We start from the raw sequence: 16,806 nt of genomic DNA, 5'->3' as shown, positions 1-16,806 counted from the left end.
TCATTGTCCAGGGGAATTGTCAGCCATCCGCGAACACGGCTCATCGGCATCCTGCAGACGTGAATGGTCGAGATCCTCCCAGAACAGCGGCTGGAGCATGTGCCAATCCTGCGGATGGGCTGCGATCCCCTGTGCCCACAGATCGACCCATGCCTGCGAAATCGCATGCAGTGCCTCTTGACGAGGCATGTCATGAAACGCATGGACATCGATGGGGCCGCTGATCTCACATACATATCCGTATGGCACGCCCGCCTGCTCTTCACGCCGTCCGCTGAGTTTTTCGCGATACAGATTCACCACGTACAGAGGGTTTCCGGTATCGTATGCCAACGCTGCCGGCCCACGGGCTACACGAATCACGGAATCGAAGGCATGCACGAAGACGCCGTGTCTGCTCAGGTCCCGGTCGGCCAGCAGAGGAACGACAACCGTGGAATCAAGCAGGACGTTGCGTAATCGGCCGGTAAGATCATGCTGACCGGTGAGCAGGATACGCATGCCAAGACGTTCGCGAATATCAACGAAGGTGTGGAGCAATTCGTCGTTGGCGAGTCTTTCGGCGACCGTCACCACCGGGGCGACCTCGAGTCGCGCCCAATACCCCGCGTAATCCCAATTGCCTTGATGCCCCATCGCGATGAGCGACGATACGCCTTGCCTTGCATCGCGAACGATGGAATCGAATCCGCTGCCCGTCCCCCGGATGCGTGCCCGAAGCTGTTGTTCGCTCCTTGCACCAACGGTCATCGCCTCGCAAAAATACGCGAAGTACGAGCGCATGCCCTGACGTGAACAGTGACGGACACGACGTCGTAGTTCACGATTATCGACCGATCCATGCGATCGGCGCATTTCACTGGCGAACACATGCGTAAGATTACGTTCCAGTTGTCGGACCCCTCCCACGCGGAACACCCATGCAATGTCGGCCGCGCACGTGAAAAACCCTCTCAAAACGGCCTCCGGGATTCGGTCGGACCTTTTGGCCGCGGCGAGAAGAAACCGGTCAGACACGATATGTCTTCTTGCCTACGCGCATTTGTCTTTTCGCCTCGAAAATACGCTGGAAAACGGTGATGATACCGAGCGCCGCGAGTAATGCCATCGCAATGGCCAGCCATAGTCCTTGGTGGGTCAGACCGGTAATGGCCATACCCACCAGAATGATGACCAGCCGATCGGCCCGCGTAGCGACGCCGTTCTTCACTTCGAAGCCGACGGATTCCGCTCGTGCGCGGGCATAGGAGGTGACGAAAGAGGTCATGACGGAGACCATTGCGGCGATTACGCCGACTCGGCTCGTGTAATCGGGGAAACTGGTGTTTGTGCTGTCATACCACCAGTCGCTATGCGTCAGGAAGAAGATGATCACACCGGTGAGCACCGCCCAATCGGCGATGCGATCCAGTGTGGAATCAAGGAAAGCGCCGAATTCGGTGCCGCCGGTGGTGAGCTTGGCAATGGAACCGTCCAATGAGTCGGCCAACACCAGAATCGTCAGGACCACCGAGCCGGCGAACAGGTGGCCGGTGACGCCGGTGGCGATGGCAGCCACGATGGTGCCGATAGCGCCGATTATCGTCACCGCATTGGCGGTGAGCCCCATGGCAATCAACGCCTTGGCGATAGGTTCGATCAGTTTTTTGAATGGGTCGCGAAGATGCTCAAGCATTACGATTCCTGTTCGATCTATGGGAAAGCGGCATACGGAACGGCGGAATCGCTCCGCTGCTTCGTATGCCGCTCCCAGTCATGACTATGGCGTCCGTCTACCTTCAATCGGCGATGGCGGACTTGAAATCATCGGCGCTGTTGACCTGAACGCGCTTCCTGAGCACCGTCATGATCTGGTTCTTGGCCTCGTCGACTGGTACGCCGTTGAGCTGGCTGCCGTCACGGAAACGGAAGCTCACGGCATTGTTGTTCATGTCTTCCTCGCCGACGATGAGGATGAACGGCACCTTGGATTTGGATGCGTTACGGATTTTCTTGCCGAAACGATCGTCGGACATGTCAATCTCGCAACGGACGGTCTCCTCTTCCAGACTTGCGATGAACCGCTGCAGATGCGGGGCGAATTCGTCCGCGACCGGCACACCGAGTACCTGTACCGGGGCAAGCCATGCCGGGAAGGCGCCGGCATAATGCTCAAGCAACACGGCGAAGAAACGTTCGATGGAGCCGAACAGTGCGCGGTGAATCATCACCGGACGCTGATGGGTACCATCGGCGGCGATGTATTCAAGCTTGAAACGTTCCGGCAGATTGAAGTCGAGCTGAATGGTGGACACCTGCCAGGTACGGCCGATGGCATCACGGGCCTGCACGGAGATCTTCGGACCATAGAAGGCGGCTCCGCACGGGTCGTCGACCAGTTCCAGACCGGATTCCTTGGCGACTTCGGCCAGCGTGTTGGTAGCCTCTTCCCAGATTTCGTCGGAGCCGACGTACTTGTGAGGATCCTTGGTGGACAGCTCCAGGTAGAAGTCGTCCAGACCGAAGTCCTTCAGTAGTCCAAGCACGAAGGTCAGCAGGTTCTTGAGCTCATCCTTCATCTGCTCACGGGTGCAGTAGATGTGAGAATCATCCTGGGTCAGGCCGCGCACGCGGGTCAGACCATGCACTTCGCCGGACTTCTCGTAGCGGTACACGGTACCGAACTCGAACAGTCGCAACGGCAACTCACGGTAGGAGCGCTGACGGGACTTGAAGATCAGATTGTGCATCGGGCAGTTCATCGGCTTGAGGTAGTAATCGAAGCCCTGCTTGATGATGTTGCCGTTCTCGTCCTTCTCCTCATCCAGGCGCATTGCCGGATACATGCCATCCTTGTACCAATGCAGATGACCGGAAGTCTCATACAGGCCACCCTTGGTGATGTGCGGGGTCTGCACGAAGCTGTAGTGATGCTTGCGGTGCATTTCACGGGAATAGTCCTCCATGGCGTTGATGACCGCGGCACCCTTGGGATGGAACACGGCCAGACCCGGGCCGATCTCATCCGGGAAAGAGAACAGATCCATCTCGGCGCCAAGTTTGCGATGATCACGCTTGGCGGCTTCCTCCAGACGGGTCTGATACGCCTTCAGATCCTCCTTGGTGGCGAAGGCCGCGCCATAGATACGCTGCAGCATGGGGTTCGCTTCGTTGCCACGCCAGTAGGCGGCGGCGGAACGTTCGATCTTGAACGCCTTGATGTAACGGGTGTTCGGCAGATGCGGTCCACGGCACAGATCCTTCCAGACCACATTGCCATCACGGTCGACGTTGTCGTAGAAGCTCAGCTCCTTCTCACTGATCTCAGTGGCGGCTTCCGGGTCGAGATGCGCTTCCTTGTCTTTGATGAGTTCGAGCTTGTACGGCTGGTCGGCCTCTTCCGCCAAGGCCTCCTGCTCGCTCACCACACGGCGACGGAAGGATTGGGAGGATTTGATGATGCGCTGCATGCGCTTTTCGATGTCCTTGAGATCCTCCGGGGTGAACGGCTCGACAACATCGAAATCGTAGTAGAAGCCGTCTTTGATGACCGGGCCGACGCCAAGCTTGGCATCCGGACGGATTTCCTGCACGGCCTGGGCCATGACATGGGTCGCGGAATGGCGCATGATGGCCACGCCGTCCTCGCTGTCGAGTGCAATCGGCTCCACGACGTCACCGTCATGCAGTTCGGTATAAAGATCACGGGGTTCGCCGTTCAGGCGCACCGCAATGATGTTCTTGTCGTCCGCGAAGAGCTGGACACCGGTCTGATCCGCAGCCACCTCCTTCGATTCGCCGTTGAGTGTTATGGAGATGGTCTGTTCAGCCATGGGTTGTCCTTTGCTATCGGGGTCCGCGTTACCAATGTGCAGGCCTGGACTTTCTGTATCAACGATGAACAAGATAGGAACGAGTGCAGACATCGACGCGCGGCGACGGTGAATTCCATGCCAACGGCGGGTGACCGTTCATCCTACTGCTCGATGACATGCGCGTACGTGTACTGTGGTGCGGAACGGGTTGCAGTGATTTCCACGTCCTGAGAGGATTTGACCGAGACCGTTGCTCCGTATTTCACTTCCAGACGCGATCCGACGCCTCCGGCGAGATTCACCGCATTCTGTAGGTTGTCGCTGTCCCCTATCGCCTTGATGACGAAAGGGGCCTTCAATATGGTTCCATCACAGTCAAGTCCGTCACTGGCATTGCTGATATAGGTGCTGGTAATTACACGCACATCGTTGATTTCAATGACTTCGGCACCACTGTTGCGCAACTCTTCAAGCAAGGTGAACAATATGGACGCATCGATATCTTGCTTTTGCCCTTGGGAGATACGGATGACGACTCCTTCGCCGGAAGCTGGCAGACGGCCGGAAAGGATGCCATTGGATTCGGCGTTCTGCTTGGCGATTTCAGCGGCTTTGGCGTTCTTGTCGGCGGTATCCTTCAAAGAGTTGAGCTGGCTGGTCAACTCGCTTTTTCGTTGCTCCAGTTTCTGCACCTGCGAACTGGTTTCGCTGATAAGCCGGGTCAGTTCATCCTCGCTCATCGTCTCATACGTGGAATTCGTATTGTTGAGCTGAATGACGTAGCCGAATCCCAGCAACGCGCACAGCATGGTGACCAACACACTCGAATACAGCCGTGCCCGTGTCGATTTCGCATTCAACGACACACGTTTCGGCTTGCGCCGAATCACCGGAAACGAGCCGGTTTCAGTGCTGTCATTATCCTTGTCCTTGGCGATCTGGCCGTGCAGCTTGGCCAACACATCAGGCGATTCGTCGGTATGCCGTGTCATCGTGCATCAACCCTTGAAGATGAAGCGGCGAAGAGACGACACATTGGTGAAGATGCGGATGCCGAGCACGACGATGACGGCCGTCTGCAATTGGGATCCGACACCAAGCTGGTTGCCGAGGAATACGAGCAAGGTCGCGGTGATCACATTCGAGAAGAAGGAAATCACGAATACCTTATCGGAAAAGCTACGTTGGAAATACGCCCGGGCGGCGCCAAGCAACGCGTCCAATGCGGCTACGACCATGATCGGCAGATATGGCTGCAGTTCAACGGGGATGTCCGGCTGCACGAACACGCCTATGACCACGCCGATGATAAGGCCCAAAACAGCTGCCATCTACCTGTCCCTTCTCGCGTACGTCACCTCACCGGTCACCGCCGCTTCCAGTGTAAGCGATGTGCTTTTGCTGACCTGCGGGTAGATGCCGGCTTCCTTGAATGCACTGTACAACGACTTCTGTGTTTTTTCACCCACCGCGTCGGCAAGTGCGTTCCTGTTGCCAATGGCTTCGATTTTATAGGGGCTTTGCACGGAGCTGACACCAATCAGAATCGTGGATCCCGCAGTACGTATCGAGGTCTGGACCCCGAGGCGATTCCCGTTGATGGCAATCGCCTCGGCGCCTGCCTGCCACAGCAGGGAGACGAGTGTCTGCAGGTCGGAATCGGTGACGACCCGAATCTGATTGCCGCTTTTTTCATGGGACAATGAGGAATCGGTGTTATCGTCACCGACCGATAGAGGATTTGCGATAGTGAGCGTGATGCCCTCTCCCTGGACCGGAAGCACGCCATTGATCATTTCATCGTCCCGCGTGGTCTGGCTCAACGACCAGTTCGATATCGATTTCGATTCGCTTTCGACCTGGGAACGCAGGGAGTTCACCTCTTTGGTCAGGGACTTGACCTTATCGGTCTGGTCGGCAAGCTGGGATGAGAGCTGCTTGCGCACTTCCTTGCGCGGATCGGTGCTGAGCTGACGCACGAATACGCTTCCCGCCACACCGACGGCGATGCAGATGAGGAACACCATGATCCGCGTGGACCACACCGAAATAAGCGACGGCGATTTGGTGGCCAATCTCGAATCGGTGTACAGCACATCCATGGGACGGTTGGTCAGGTCATCGATCAAGCGTAGCGAATCATCTTCCGAATGACGCCTTCTGGCATGGCCGATCGGTTGCGAATCAGGTTGCACGTGATGTGATTCAAGACCCGCAAAGGAGGCTGAGAACACGGCACGATGCTTCATCGGCGTGTTCTCGGGCGACACTGGGAATGACGCGTATTCGGAAGCATCATGCGGCATGGAAGGTGTCCCCGTCATTCCTCAACAGCCCGATGCCTTGGCGAACGTAGATATATCCGGCCAACCAGTACAGGCCCACACCCCAAATGCCGGTGGCAAGGCCGCACAAGTGCAATACATCAGTGGCTGAGTTCGACCAGATGTCGGCGAAAATCAGCGCAACGATGGCGATCAACAGCATGGCCGTTCCCGCCTTGCCGACGAAATGCACCGGTAGCGGCCCATAATCGTGCTGCGCCAGAACCAGCACGAGAACCGCCATGATCAGGTCGCGCAAACCCACGACGATCAACATCCACCACGGGATGATGCCTGCGATGCCGAGCGCGAGAATACTGCAGAAAATTAGCAGACGATCCGCGATCGGGTCGAGAATCTGTCCTATTTTGCTTACTTGGTTGAACGAACGTGCGATCAGTCCATCAAGACCGTCGGATACTGCGGACAACGCCAAGACCACAAGTGCGCTCACCATCTCATGCCGGGCCACCAACATGGCGATAAGTGGAATCGAAATGATGCGCAGTAGGCTGATGAAGTTCGGAACCGTGAAATAGATATCCCGCGGTTCCGGACTGTACTGTTTCTTGATGATCAGTTTGCTCATACTGCGAGCAATACTACATTCTCGAGGCCTGCAATGCGGTGACGATTATGCCACGAGCACCAATTCCGTACAACTGGTCCATCAGCTGGTTCACCTTGGCCTTCGGAACCACTACGCGTACGGCGGCCCACTGCTTGTTATGCAACGGCGAAATCGTCGGGCTCTCGAATCCCGGGGTGACGGACACCGCGGCGGAGACCTTCTCCACGGGAATGTCGTAATCCATGAGAACATAACGTTGTGCGGTGAGCACGCCCTGAAGGCGACGGCTCAGAATCGTCAGTCGGTCATCATCCTCGTTGAGACGCGGAGAGCGGATAAGCACCGCCTCGGAGTGCAGCAGCGGATCGGCGAAGATACGCAGGCCGGCATTGCGCAGCGTGGTACCGGTGGAAACGACATCGGCGATCAGATCGGCGACACCGAGCTGTACCGAGGATTCCACCGCACCATCAAGATGCACCGTTTCTGCATTGATGCCATGCTCGACCAGATAGTCATGCACGAGCTTGTCAAAGGACGTTGCCACACGTTTGCCTTCAATGTCCTCGAGCGTGCTGATCGGGGATTCATTCGGTGCGGCGAATCGGAACGTGGAGGCACCAAAACCGAGCTGCATGTGCTCTTTGGCATCGGTGCCGGAATTCAGCAGCAAATCATGACCGGTGATACCGACATCGATGGTGCCACGGCCGACGTAGACCGCGATATCGAGTGGACGCAGATAGAACAGTTCCACATCGTTATCAGGATCCTCAACGACAAGCTGGCGAGGATTGCTGCGCAGACGGTAGCCGGCTTCGGCCAACATGTTCCAAGCAGGCTCGGATAGCATGCCCTTGTTGGGCACGGCGATTCTTAGCATTGTTCCTCCTCAGGGGCCGTACGACTCAACGGTACGGCCCGGGAAATATCACAGGTTCCTATAGATGTCTTCGAGAGTGATGCCGCGATCGATCATCATGACCTGCAGATGGTAGATAAGCTGGCTCATCTCTTCGGCGGTGCGATCCGCTCCTTCGTATTCGGCGGCGATCCAGGTCTCGCTGGCCTCCTCCACGATCTTCTTGCCGATGAAATGGGTGCCCTTGTTCAGCTCATCAACGGTCAGGGAGCCAGCCTGCTTGGTGTCCGCCTTCTCGCTCAGCTCGGCAAACAGTGATTCGAAAGTCTTCATGTTTCCTTATCTGTTCCTTTTGGATTTCGCGTTGTTCAGGCCCTGAACGCGGCTTCGGCCTTGTCACGGATGGAGTCGATGGCTTCGGCGGGGCTTTCGGCGCCATACACGGCGGAACCTGCGACCAATACATCCGCTCCGGCTTCGGCTACGATGTGCGCAGTCTTCGGACTGACGCCACCATCGACCTGAATCTTGGTCTTAAGGCCACGGCGGGTGATTTCGTCACGCAGACGACGCACCTTGGCCATTTGGTTGTCGAGGAATTTCTGGCCACCGAAGCCTGGTTCGACGGTCATGATCAGAATCATGTCGAACTCGTCGAGAATGTCGAAGATCGGCTCCACCGGCTCGGCCGGACGTACGGCGAAGCAGGCCTTGCATCCCATATCGCGCAACTGGCGCGCCAGACGTACCGGGGCATGGGTGGCACCCATGTGGAAGCTGACGGAGGCGGCACCAAGCTTGGCGTATTCCGGTGCCCAGCGGTCCGGATCCTCAATCATCAGATGCACGTCGACCGGCAGGTCGGTGACCTGGCAGATACGTGCCACGATCGGCTCACCCAGAGTCAGGTTCGGGACGAAATGATGATCCATCACGTCGACATGAACAAGATCCGCATTGGAGATGGCCTTGAGGTCACGCTCAAGGTTGCAGAAATCGGCGGACAGAATGCTTGGTGCGATTTGAATAGTCATGGTTCCCATTCTATGGAGGGTAAGCGACTTGACGCTATTGGATATGGGGCTGGCCATCGGCATTTGAGACGGTGGCGCCTTCATTGCCTGATTGTTCATCCGTCGTTCATGCGGCGGTCGCACTGACCGGCGAAGACTTGGAGGAGCCGGCTTCGTCTCTGACTGCCAATCGCAGTTCGATTTCAGTGACGGTACGAAGCTTCTCGGCAAGCAATTCGGTGGATCGGCCCATCTGCTGCACGATAATGAAGGAAATCACGCCAAGCACGAAGACGGCAAGGGACACCCACACGTTGATGCGTACGCCGAGGAATTCGTGGGCGTAGTCGATGCGCAGGGATTCGATCCAGGTACGTCCGGCGGTGTACCACATGATGTAGATGGAGAACAGGGAACCTGCCTTGAGCCTTTTCATGACTGTGGAGCCGATCCACACGATGATGGCGGCACCGATGAGATTCCATATCAGCTCATATAGGAAGGTCGGATGGAATAACGTGCCGCTTGGACAGGTCGCCCCGTCGTAGCACTGTTCGCTTTGACCGATGGCGGTGCCCGTATCATTGAGCTTGAGGCCCCAAGGCAATGTGGTGGGAGCCCCATAGAGTTCCTGGTTGAACCAATTGCCTAGGCGTCCGACGGCTTGCGCGACCAACAGGCCCGGAGCGATGGCATCGGCAAGCAACGCCATCGGATAGTGCTTATGACGGCACCACGCCCATGCGGCCAATGCACCGAGGGCGACACCTCCCCAAATGCCAAGGCCTCCGTTCCAGATACGGAACATCTCCACCCAATCGCCGTTCGCGCCGAAGAAGCGTTCCGGTGTGGTGATGATGTGATACAGACGCGCACCGACGATGCCAGATGGCACGGCGACCAACGTGATGTCGAGAATCTGGTCGAAGTTGCCTCCCAGTCTTTTCCATCGGTTGCTGGTGATCCATACGGCAAGCACGATGCCCATCAGGATGCACAAGGCGTAGATATGAATCGTCACCGGCCCGATGGAGAACTGCGAAATCGTCGGCGATGGAATGTATGCAAGTGTCATGGTTCCCTGATGGTAGTCCGCGCAGCCGATATGTGCGAGCTGCGCGGACCCCTTGTACGGTGTCTTTCAGTGGCGGGCGTTGTGGATGCCTTCGGCAAGTTCCTCGGCCTTGGCTGCAAGGGCCTTGAGGCCCGTCGTCTCGTCGACGGCGACCTTGCCGGATTCGTCGAGCATGGTGTGCACCAAGGCGGAACCGACGATGACGCCATCTGCATAGGAGCCGACACACGCCCCCTGTTCGGCGGTGGAAACGCCGATGCCGACGCACACGTTCTTCGCGCCCGCTTCACGAGTGCGTGCCACCAATTCCTGAGGTGAGGCATCGATGGTGGCACGTTCGCCGGTCACACCCATGCGGGCTGCGGCATAGACGAATCCACGGGCGTTGTCGGCCACGACCTTCAGACGGTCGGCGGTCGAGTCCGGGGATACCAGGAAGACGCGGTCAAGACCGTGGCGATCGGAGGCCTCGATCCATTCGCCGGCTTCATCGGGGATGAGGTCCGGTGTGATCAATCCGGCACCGCCGGCGTTTTCAAAATCGCGTGCAAAGCGTTCGACGCCGTAGTGGAAGATCAGGTTCCAATAGCTCATGACCAGAGGTACTCCCCCGGCATTGGCTACGGTCTCCACAGCCTTGAACACGTTGGCGATTGTTTCGCCGTTGTCGATGGCGATCTGGGAGGCGGCCTGGATGACTGGGCCATCCATCACGGGATCGGAATACGGCAAACCGATTTCCACGGCATCGACGCCATGCTCGACCATGGTCTTGAATGCCTTAAGCGAGTAATCCGGGTTCGGGAATCCATATGGAAGGTAACCGATGAACGCCGGTTCGTCGCTGGCCTTGAACGCATCGAACATGGCTTCGGTCGGGCTTGGCCTGTGGCTGATGCCCAACGGCTGGCCGGACGGGGTGGTTGCGGCGGTTGCATTCGTCATGATGATCGCTCTCCTTCTTTCACTCGCCGTCTGCATTGTTGCCTTGAGCGCCATTGGCTTCCAGCGCCTTGGCCTGCTCATCGGTCAGATAACCGAACCACTTGCCTGCGGTATTCATGTCCTTGTCGCCTCGACCGGAGATGTTGATGATCATCACCGGATGCTCATATCCCTTGGCTTTGAGATCCTCGGCGGCCTTGTACGCGCCGGCGACGGCATGAGAGCTTTCGATGGCGGGGATGATGCCCTCGGTCTCGCACAGATCCTTGAAACCGCTCATGGCTTCCTCATCGGTGGCCCACGAATAGTTGACGCGGCCGATATCCTTGAGCCATGCATGTTCCGGTCCCACGGACGCGTAATCGAGGCCCGCGGAAATAGAGTAGGTATCGAGCGTCTGGCCTTCGGCGTTTTCAAGCAGGTAGCTCTTTGCACCCTGGAACATGCCCAGCTCACCGGTTCCGGGAGCGAAACGAATGGCGTGGCGTCCGGATTCGGGACCGTTACCGCCAGCTTCATAACCGTATAGGTTCACACGTTCGTCATCGAGGAAGGCATTCATGATGCCGATGGCATTGGAACCGCCACCGACGCAGGCGCAGATGGCGTCCGGATGATCGATGCCGTACCAATCCTGCAACTGCTGCTTGGCCTCTTCGCCGATGATCTTCTGGAAATCACGCACCATGGCGGGGAAGGGGTGTGGTCCTGCAACGGTGCCGAGCAGATAATGCGTGTCCTTGACGTTGGTGACCCAGTCGCGCAGCGCCTCATTGATGGCATCCTTGAGAATACGGTCGCCCAACGTGACTTCCACGACTTCGGCTCCGAGCATGCGCATGCGGGCCACATTCAAAGCCTGACGGCGGGCATCGATCTGACCCATGTAGATACGGCACTTCAGACCGAGCATGGCACATACGGTGGCAGTGGCCACACCATGCTGACCCGCACCGGTTTCGGCGATGACGCGGGTCTTGCCCATGCGCTTGACCAGCAGTGCCTGTCCGAGGGCATTGTTGATCTTGTGTGCGCCGGTGTGGTTCAGATCCTCGCGCTTGAGGAAGACCCGGGCGTCCAGACCGGTTTTCTCCCTAAGACGCTCGGCAAAACGAGGAGCTTCGGTCAGTGGCGACGGACGGCCCACGTACTGCTGGTTGAGCCGGGCAAGTTCCTTATGGAATTCCGGATCGGCCTTGGCCTGTGCGTAGACGCGTTCGAGCTCGTCAAGCGCCGTAATCAGCGCCTCCGGCACGTAGCGTCCACCGAATTGGCCGAAATATGGACCTTCATGTGTGCTCAACGGGGTTTGTTCGGATGCTTTCACTCTTGCTCCTGCCTTTACTAGACGTTCGACGGCCTGTTCATGATTGGCTGCGGTGGCGACGCCCTCACCTACAAGCACCGCATCGGCTCCGGCGCGGGCATAGTCTTCAAGCTCGACGGCTCCGAATACACCTGATTCGGCAACCCTGATGACATCGTCGGGTAGGTCGGCTGCGAGCTCGTCGTATTTATTGACGTCCACTTTCAGATCCTTGAGGTTACGTGCATTGATGCCGATCACACGTGCACCTGCGGCAATGGCGCGTTGAATCTCCTCGCGCGTGTGCGTCTCGACCAGCACCGTCATATCGAGGGTGTGGGCCAGATCGAGCAACGACCTGAGCTTGGCATCATCCAATGCCGCGACGATGAGCAACACCAGATCGGCGCCATGGGCGCGTGCCTCCCAGATTTGATATTCGGTGACGATGAAATCCTTACGGAGCACCGGAATATGCACGGCAGCGCGGACCTTGTCCAAATCATCAAGCGAGCCAAGGAAACGACGTCCCTCGGTAAGTACGGAAATCGCGCTTGCCCCACCGCGCTCATACTCCCGGGCCAACGCCGACGGATCGGGGATATCGCTGAGGTGGCCCTTGGAAGGCGAGGCCCTCTTGATTTCGGCAATGACCGGAATGCCATCCGCTTTCTTCAACCATCGGCGCGCATCGATCGGCGCAGGAGCCTGAGCCACCTGCCGCTTCAATTCGTCGAGCGACACGCTCTTCTCACGTGCCTGTTGGTCTTCGACGGCTCCTGCCACCAATTCATCGAGTACAGACATGGCGTTCCTTTCAGTGATTTACTCGATTGGTAAGCTTCTCGGCTTCTACAACTGGCGAAGTTGCGAAGCGATCTGCACCGCCTCGACGCTGGCCTCCGCCTTGTTGCGTGTTTCCTGCCACTCACTGGCCGGCACGGAATCAAGCACGATTCCGGCTCCGGCCTGCACGCTCGCTTCATGATCTCGGATGAATGCGGTTCGAATGGCGATGGCCATGTCGAGATTGCCAGAAAAATCGAAATAGCCGACGGTACCACCGTAGATGCCACGATCGGCGGGTTCAAGCTCGTCGATGATCTCGATGGCGCGAGGCTTGGGCGCACCGGAAAGCGTTCCCGCGGGGAATGCGGAGGTGAACACGTCGAACGAGGTCATATCGGGATTGACACGACCGGTTACCGTCGAACAGATGTGCATGATGTGACTGAATCGCTTGATATCCATCAGCGAGACGACTTCTACGCTTTCCGGCTGGCATACACGGCTCAGATCGTTGCGGGCGAGGTCCACCAACATGATATGTTCGCTACGCTCCTTCGGATCGGCAAGCAGATCCTTTGCCAACTGCTCGTCCTCCTCCACGGTGGCGCCGCGCGGTCTGGAGCCGGCAATCGGGAAGGTCATGGCATGGCCGTTGTCGACCTTGATCAATGTTTCCGGACTGGAGCCGATAACGTTGAAATCGCGGCCCTGGGCATCGGTCAGCGCCATGAAATACATGTACGGGCTCGGATTGAGCGTGCGCAACACGCGATAGACATCGAACGGATCGGCCGGTGAATCAATATCAAGACGCTGGGATATGACCACCTGGAACACATCACCGTCGATGATGTGCCGCTTGGCGACTTCGACGGCATGCTCATAATCGGCCTTCTCCGTACGGAAGCGAAGCTCAGGCTGACTGATGGTCTCATCCAGCACGTTGACACGTGCCTCTCCCCCGACCGGTGTCGCGGCCTTGCGCTGCATGGTGTCAAGTCTTGCGATGGCTTCATCGTATGCAGCATCCGCACGAGTCGGACGGTCATCGACGTTAACTGCGTTGGCGATCATCCATACCGAGCCCGACACGTGGTCGACCACGGCGATGTCGGTGGCCAATGCCAACACGGTCTCAGGCTGTCCGGTTTCGTTCGGGGCTTCGGCACGCAGGGTCGGTTCCCAATGACGAATGGAATCCCAACCGACAGTACCTACCAGACCGCTGGTAAGGTTCGGCAGACCGTCGACATGAGGAGCTTTCAGAGTCTTCAATGTGGCATGCGCCACCTCGACCACGTCGCCTTCCACGGGGATTCCCGCCGGGACCTTGCCCAGCCAGTCGGCCTTGCCGCCGTTGGAACGCAATTGAGCCATGGAGTTGACGCCAATGAAGCTATAACGGCTCCAGGTCCCTCCGAATTCAGCAGATTCGAGGATGAAGGTGCCGGAACGGCCTCCCGCCAAACGCTCATAGAAGCCAACCGGAGTCAGTGAATCGGCAAGCAGCCTGCGCACGATGGGGATAACACGATAGCCTTCGTCGGCGAGTTCATGAAACTGTTCACGGCTTGGCCAGGTGGCGCCCCACTTAAGGTTGCGTACGCTGCATCCGCTCATCGCTGTTCCTCCTGTTCCTTGGTTCGGTAGCCTACGACCACCGGCAATCGGCCACCTTCTTCGAAGCAGGAACGCTTGCCGGTATGGCAGGCGGCTCCGACCTGGTCGACTTCGACCAGGATGGCGTCTCCGTCGCAGTCCAAGGCGAATGACTTGACGTACTGCGCATGACCGGAAGTATCGCCTTTACGCCAGTATTCCTGCCTGGATCGGGACCAGAACGTCACTCGGCCAGTAGTTAGGGTGCGGCGGACGGCTTCATCGTCCATGTAGCCGACCATCAACACTTCCTTGGTGTCGAACTGTTGAATTACCGCCGCAACCAGCCCTTTCTCGTCACGCTTAAGACGTGCTGCGATGCGGGGGTCGAGATTGACGCTGTTATCGTATGCTTCGTTGGTCATGATGTTGGTGATGTCGTTCTTTTCGATTATAGGAACAGTTGATGGATTGACGTCATTTCATCGTACGGTATAGCCGGCGGCCTTGATGGCGTCCTTGACCTCACCGATGGAGACCTTGCCGTAGTGAAAGATCGACGCGGCGAGCACAGCATCGGCACCAGCTTCGATTGCCGGAGGAAAATCGGAGGCTTTGCCGGCACCGCCGGAGGCGATGATGGGAATTTTGACCTCCTTGCGCACGGCCTTGATCATCTCGATGTCAAACCCCTGCTGGGTACCATCGGCATCCATTGAGTTCAGCAGGATTTCGCCGGCGCCAAGTTCCTGCGCACGTTTGACCCACCAGATGGCATCGATGCCCGTGGACTTACGCCCTCCCATGGTGGTCACCTCGAAGCCGGACTGGGTATGGCGCTCCCCTTGCTCGCGACGGGCGTCGACGGAAAGCACCAGCACCTGGTTGCCGAAACGTTCGGCCACACGACTGATCAGTGTCGGATCGTTGATGGCCGCCGTATTGACGCCGACCTTGTCGGCACCGCAACGCAGAAGGGAATCCACGTCCTCCGGGGTGCGCACGCCACCGCCTACGGTCAGCGGGATGAAAATCTGCTCCGCGGTTCGGCTGACCACATCCACCATGGTCTGACGGTGGGAGCTGGAGGCGGTGACATCAAGGAAGGTCAGCTCATCGGCCCCCTGACGATAGTATTCGGCGGCGAGCTCAACCGGATCTCCTGCATCGCGCAGATTCTCAAAATGCACGCCCTTGACCACTCGCCCCGCGTCGACATCAAGACATGGGATGACTCGGACTGCCAATGACATGCTGTTTCTCCTCGCTCGCAGTTTCATGCAACGATTGCAAGAGTAACCGTTACGCGTTACGCATATTCGTATGAAGTCCGAGTAGCGGACAGACTATTGCCGTTCTTTTGCCGCAAGCTGCCCGCAGGCACCATCGATATCCTGCCCGCGGGTGTCGCGCAAGGTGGCGGTGACCCCCGCCTGATGCAGGATGTCAAGGAACCGCCGCTCATCTTCCGGCTTGGATGCCGTCCATTTGGAGCCTTCGATGGGATTGAGCGGAATGGGGTTGACGTGGGCCCAGTTATCCCCGTAATGGTTGAGGCGCTTCGCCAGCAGACGGGCATGCTCGGCTTGGTCGTTGATGCCGCGCATCAACGCATACTCAATGCTGACGCGGCGCTTGGAAGCCAGATAGTAGTCGTGAGCCGCATCCAACACCTGAGTGGTGTCGAAACGCTTGTTCATCGGCACCAGCTCGTCACGCAATTCGTCGCTGGGAGCGTGAAGAGATACCGCCAGACGCACCGGAATGCCTTCTGCGGTGAGCTTTTTGATTCCTGGAACCACACCGACCGTGGATACGGTGATATTACGTGCGGAGATGCCGAAACCTTCAGGTGGCATGGCACTGATCTGCCGGACCGCGCTCAATACGGACCTGTAGTTGCCCATTGGTTCGCCCATGCCCATGAACACGATATTGCTCAGACGTCCGGGACCGCCGGCAACCTCGCCGTCGCGCATGGCCTTCGCCGCTACACGCACCTGCTCGACGATCTCCCCCGCGGACATGTTACGTGTCAGTCCAAGCTTGCCGGTGGCGCAGAACGGACAGCCCATACCGCAACCCACCTGGCTGGAAATGCAGAGCGTGGTGCGTGTCGGATAACGCATCAGCACGGATTCGATCAACGAGCCGTCGAACAGGCGCCACAACGTCTTTATGGTAGTGCCTTCATCGGCTACCTGCCGGGTGACCTCGGTGATCAGCGTCGGGAAAAACGCTTCCGCCGCTTCGGCACGCTTGTTCGCGGGAAAATCGGAGAATTCCTCGGCATCCACATCGAAATGCCCATAGTAATGGTTGGCAAGCTGCTTGACCCGAAACCTCGGCAGACCAAGCTCCTTGGCCTTGGCGATCCGTTCGTCTTCGGACATATCGGCGAAATGCAGCGGCGGCTTGCCTCGACGGGCATGGTCCTTGGAAAGCACGTCACGGAACGCACTGGTGGTGCCTCCCGGCGTAATACCGGTTTCAGGCAGATCCTTCACGGTGTCCATGGAATCATTCAT

At 57.9% G+C, this 16,806-nt stretch carries 17 protein-coding genes; all 17 read right to left on the bottom strand.

All coding sequences use genetic code 11. From position 1 onward, the window contains the following. Window positions 1-1,017, bottom strand: coding sequence for a phosphatidylinositol mannoside acyltransferase (locus tag HMPREF1494_RS07880; RefSeq protein WP_034521778.1), 1,017 nt, complete (start codon window positions 1,015-1,017; stop codon window positions 1-3). Beyond that, on the bottom strand, window positions 1,010-1,675 hold the full coding sequence (gene pgsA / locus HMPREF1494_RS07875) for a phosphatidylinositol phosphate synthase (RefSeq protein ID WP_034521774.1): 666 nt from the start codon (window positions 1,673-1,675) through the stop codon (window positions 1,010-1,012). Before pgsA ends, HMPREF1494_RS07880 begins: the two co-directional genes overlap by 8 nt. A 103-nt stretch (window positions 1,676-1,778) precedes the next feature. After that, entirely contained in the window at window positions 1,779-3,812 is a 2,034-nt protein-coding gene (gene thrS / locus HMPREF1494_RS07870; RefSeq protein WP_003843574.1) for a threonine--tRNA ligase, read from the bottom strand. 143 nt (window positions 3,813-3,955) lie between these two features. Further along, the gene (locus HMPREF1494_RS07865; protein ID WP_003840085.1) at window positions 3,956-4,786 is read right to left on the bottom strand and encodes a DUF881 domain-containing protein; all 831 of its coding nucleotides are present in this window, start codon (window positions 4,784-4,786) and stop codon (window positions 3,956-3,958) included. A 6-nt stretch (window positions 4,787-4,792) separates the two neighbouring features. After that, the gene (locus HMPREF1494_RS07860; RefSeq protein WP_003840083.1) at window positions 4,793-5,125 is read right to left on the bottom strand and encodes a small basic family protein; all 333 of its coding nucleotides are present in this window, start codon (window positions 5,123-5,125) and stop codon (window positions 4,793-4,795) included. After that, window positions 5,126-6,100, bottom strand: a complete 975-nt coding sequence (locus HMPREF1494_RS07855) for a DUF881 domain-containing protein (RefSeq protein WP_033488940.1) — start codon at window positions 6,098-6,100, stop codon at window positions 5,126-5,128. Beyond that, window positions 6,090-6,707 (bottom strand): CDP-alcohol phosphatidyltransferase family protein, encoded by a 618-nt coding sequence (locus HMPREF1494_RS07850; protein ID WP_003840080.1) that lies wholly within the window; start codon window positions 6,705-6,707, stop codon window positions 6,090-6,092. Before HMPREF1494_RS07850 ends, HMPREF1494_RS07855 begins: the two co-directional genes overlap by 11 nt. 13 nt (window positions 6,708-6,720) lie before the next feature. Further along, complete coding sequence (gene hisG, locus HMPREF1494_RS07845) at window positions 6,721-7,572, bottom strand: ATP phosphoribosyltransferase (RefSeq protein WP_003841694.1); 852 nt, start codon at window positions 7,570-7,572, stop codon at window positions 6,721-6,723. 48 nt (window positions 7,573-7,620) lie between these two features. Further along, window positions 7,621-7,884, bottom strand: coding sequence for a phosphoribosyl-ATP diphosphatase (locus tag HMPREF1494_RS07840; RefSeq protein ID WP_003840073.1), 264 nt, complete (start codon window positions 7,882-7,884; stop codon window positions 7,621-7,623). A 35-nt stretch (window positions 7,885-7,919) separates the two neighbouring features. After that, window positions 7,920-8,585, bottom strand: coding sequence for a ribulose-phosphate 3-epimerase (rpe, locus tag HMPREF1494_RS07835; RefSeq protein ID WP_012902166.1), 666 nt, complete (start codon window positions 8,583-8,585; stop codon window positions 7,920-7,922). Window positions 8,586-8,691: 106 nt separating this feature from the next. Beyond that, window positions 8,692-9,639 carry a prolipoprotein diacylglyceryl transferase gene (gene lgt, locus HMPREF1494_RS07830; RefSeq protein WP_034521754.1) on the bottom strand — a complete coding sequence of 316 codons (948 nt, stop codon included), beginning with the start codon at window positions 9,637-9,639 and terminating at the stop codon, window positions 8,692-8,694. A 66-nt stretch (window positions 9,640-9,705) separates the two neighbouring features. Beyond that, complete coding sequence (gene trpA / locus HMPREF1494_RS07825) at window positions 9,706-10,584, bottom strand: tryptophan synthase subunit alpha (RefSeq protein WP_003843614.1); 879 nt, start codon at window positions 10,582-10,584, stop codon at window positions 9,706-9,708. A 19-nt stretch (window positions 10,585-10,603) separates the two neighbouring features. Beyond that, on the bottom strand, window positions 10,604-12,697 hold the full coding sequence (locus tag HMPREF1494_RS07820; protein WP_034521751.1) for a bifunctional indole-3-glycerol phosphate synthase/tryptophan synthase subunit beta: 2,094 nt from the start codon (window positions 12,695-12,697) through the stop codon (window positions 10,604-10,606). 45 nt (window positions 12,698-12,742) lie between these two features. Next, window positions 12,743-14,299: an anthranilate synthase component I gene (gene trpE, locus HMPREF1494_RS07815; RefSeq protein WP_003840062.1), complete on the bottom strand. Its 1,557-nt coding sequence runs from the start codon at window positions 14,297-14,299 to the stop codon at window positions 12,743-12,745. After that, a complete protein-coding gene (gene hisI / locus HMPREF1494_RS07810; protein WP_003840060.1) occupies window positions 14,296-14,703 on the bottom strand; it encodes a phosphoribosyl-AMP cyclohydrolase in 408 nt (135 codons plus the stop codon). The genes trpE and hisI overlap by 4 nt, the downstream gene beginning before the upstream one ends. 57 nt (window positions 14,704-14,760) lie before the next feature. Next, window positions 14,761-15,531 carry an imidazole glycerol phosphate synthase subunit HisF gene (gene hisF / locus HMPREF1494_RS07805; protein ID WP_034521749.1) on the bottom strand — a complete coding sequence of 257 codons (771 nt, stop codon included), beginning with the start codon at window positions 15,529-15,531 and terminating at the stop codon, window positions 14,761-14,763. A 93-nt stretch (window positions 15,532-15,624) separates the two neighbouring features. Further along, entirely contained in the window at window positions 15,625-16,806 is a 1,182-nt protein-coding gene (rlmN, locus tag HMPREF1494_RS07800; RefSeq protein ID WP_129879345.1) for a 23S rRNA (adenine(2503)-C(2))-methyltransferase RlmN, read from the bottom strand.

This window comes from Bifidobacterium sp. MSTE12, from assembly GCF_000513015.1.
Lineage (GTDB): Bacteria > Actinomycetota > Actinomycetes > Actinomycetales > Bifidobacteriaceae > Bifidobacterium > Bifidobacterium dentium.
Note: the sequence above shows the minus strand (reverse complement) of the source record. Positions and strands in the feature narration are given on the sequence as shown.

What these genes read in the sequence shown, in the direction of transcription:
- trpA (WP_003843614.1), bottom strand. Translation starts at nt 10,584, where the DNA reads ATGACGAATGCAACCGCCGCAACCACCCCGTCCGGCCAGCCGTTGGGC.
- HMPREF1494_RS07820 (WP_034521751.1), bottom strand. Translation starts at nt 12,697, where the DNA reads ATGTCTGTACTCGATGAATTGGTGGCAGGAGCCGTCGAAGACCAACAG.
- HMPREF1494_RS07850 (WP_003840080.1), bottom strand. Translation starts at nt 6,707, where the DNA reads ATGAGCAAACTGATCATCAAGAAACAGTACAGTCCGGAACCGCGGGAT.
- hisF (WP_034521749.1), bottom strand. Translation starts at nt 15,531, where the DNA reads ATGTCATTGGCAGTCCGAGTCATCCCATGTCTTGATGTCGACGCGGGG.
- HMPREF1494_RS07865 (WP_003840085.1), bottom strand. Translation starts at nt 4,786, where the DNA reads ATGACACGGCATACCGACGAATCGCCTGATGTGTTGGCCAAGCTGCAC.
- HMPREF1494_RS07855 (WP_033488940.1), bottom strand. Translation starts at nt 6,100, where the DNA reads ATGCCGCATGATGCTTCCGAATACGCGTCATTCCCAGTGTCGCCCGAG.
- HMPREF1494_RS07840 (WP_003840073.1), bottom strand. Translation starts at nt 7,884, where the DNA reads ATGAAGACTTTCGAATCACTGTTTGCCGAGCTGAGCGAGAAGGCGGAC.
- rlmN (WP_129879345.1), bottom strand. Translation starts at nt 16,806, where the DNA reads ATGAATGATTCCATGGACACCGTGAAGGATCTGCCTGAAACCGGTATT.
- thrS (WP_003843574.1), bottom strand. Translation starts at nt 3,812, where the DNA reads ATGGCTGAACAGACCATCTCCATAACACTCAACGGCGAATCGAAGGAG.
- hisG (WP_003841694.1), bottom strand. Translation starts at nt 7,572, where the DNA reads ATGCTAAGAATCGCCGTGCCCAACAAGGGCATGCTATCCGAGCCTGCT.
- HMPREF1494_RS07860 (WP_003840083.1), bottom strand. Translation starts at nt 5,125, where the DNA reads ATGGCAGCTGTTTTGGGCCTTATCATCGGCGTGGTCATAGGCGTGTTC.
- hisI (WP_003840060.1), bottom strand. Translation starts at nt 14,703, where the DNA reads ATGACCAACGAAGCATACGATAACAGCGTCAATCTCGACCCCCGCATC.
- trpE (WP_003840062.1), bottom strand. Translation starts at nt 14,299, where the DNA reads ATGAGCGGATGCAGCGTACGCAACCTTAAGTGGGGCGCCACCTGGCCA.
- rpe (WP_012902166.1), bottom strand. Translation starts at nt 8,585, where the DNA reads ATGACTATTCAAATCGCACCAAGCATTCTGTCCGCCGATTTCTGCAAC.
- pgsA (WP_034521774.1), bottom strand. Translation starts at nt 1,675, where the DNA reads ATGCTTGAGCATCTTCGCGACCCATTCAAAAAACTGATCGAACCTATC.
- lgt (WP_034521754.1), bottom strand. Translation starts at nt 9,639, where the DNA reads ATGACACTTGCATACATTCCATCGCCGACGATTTCGCAGTTCTCCATC.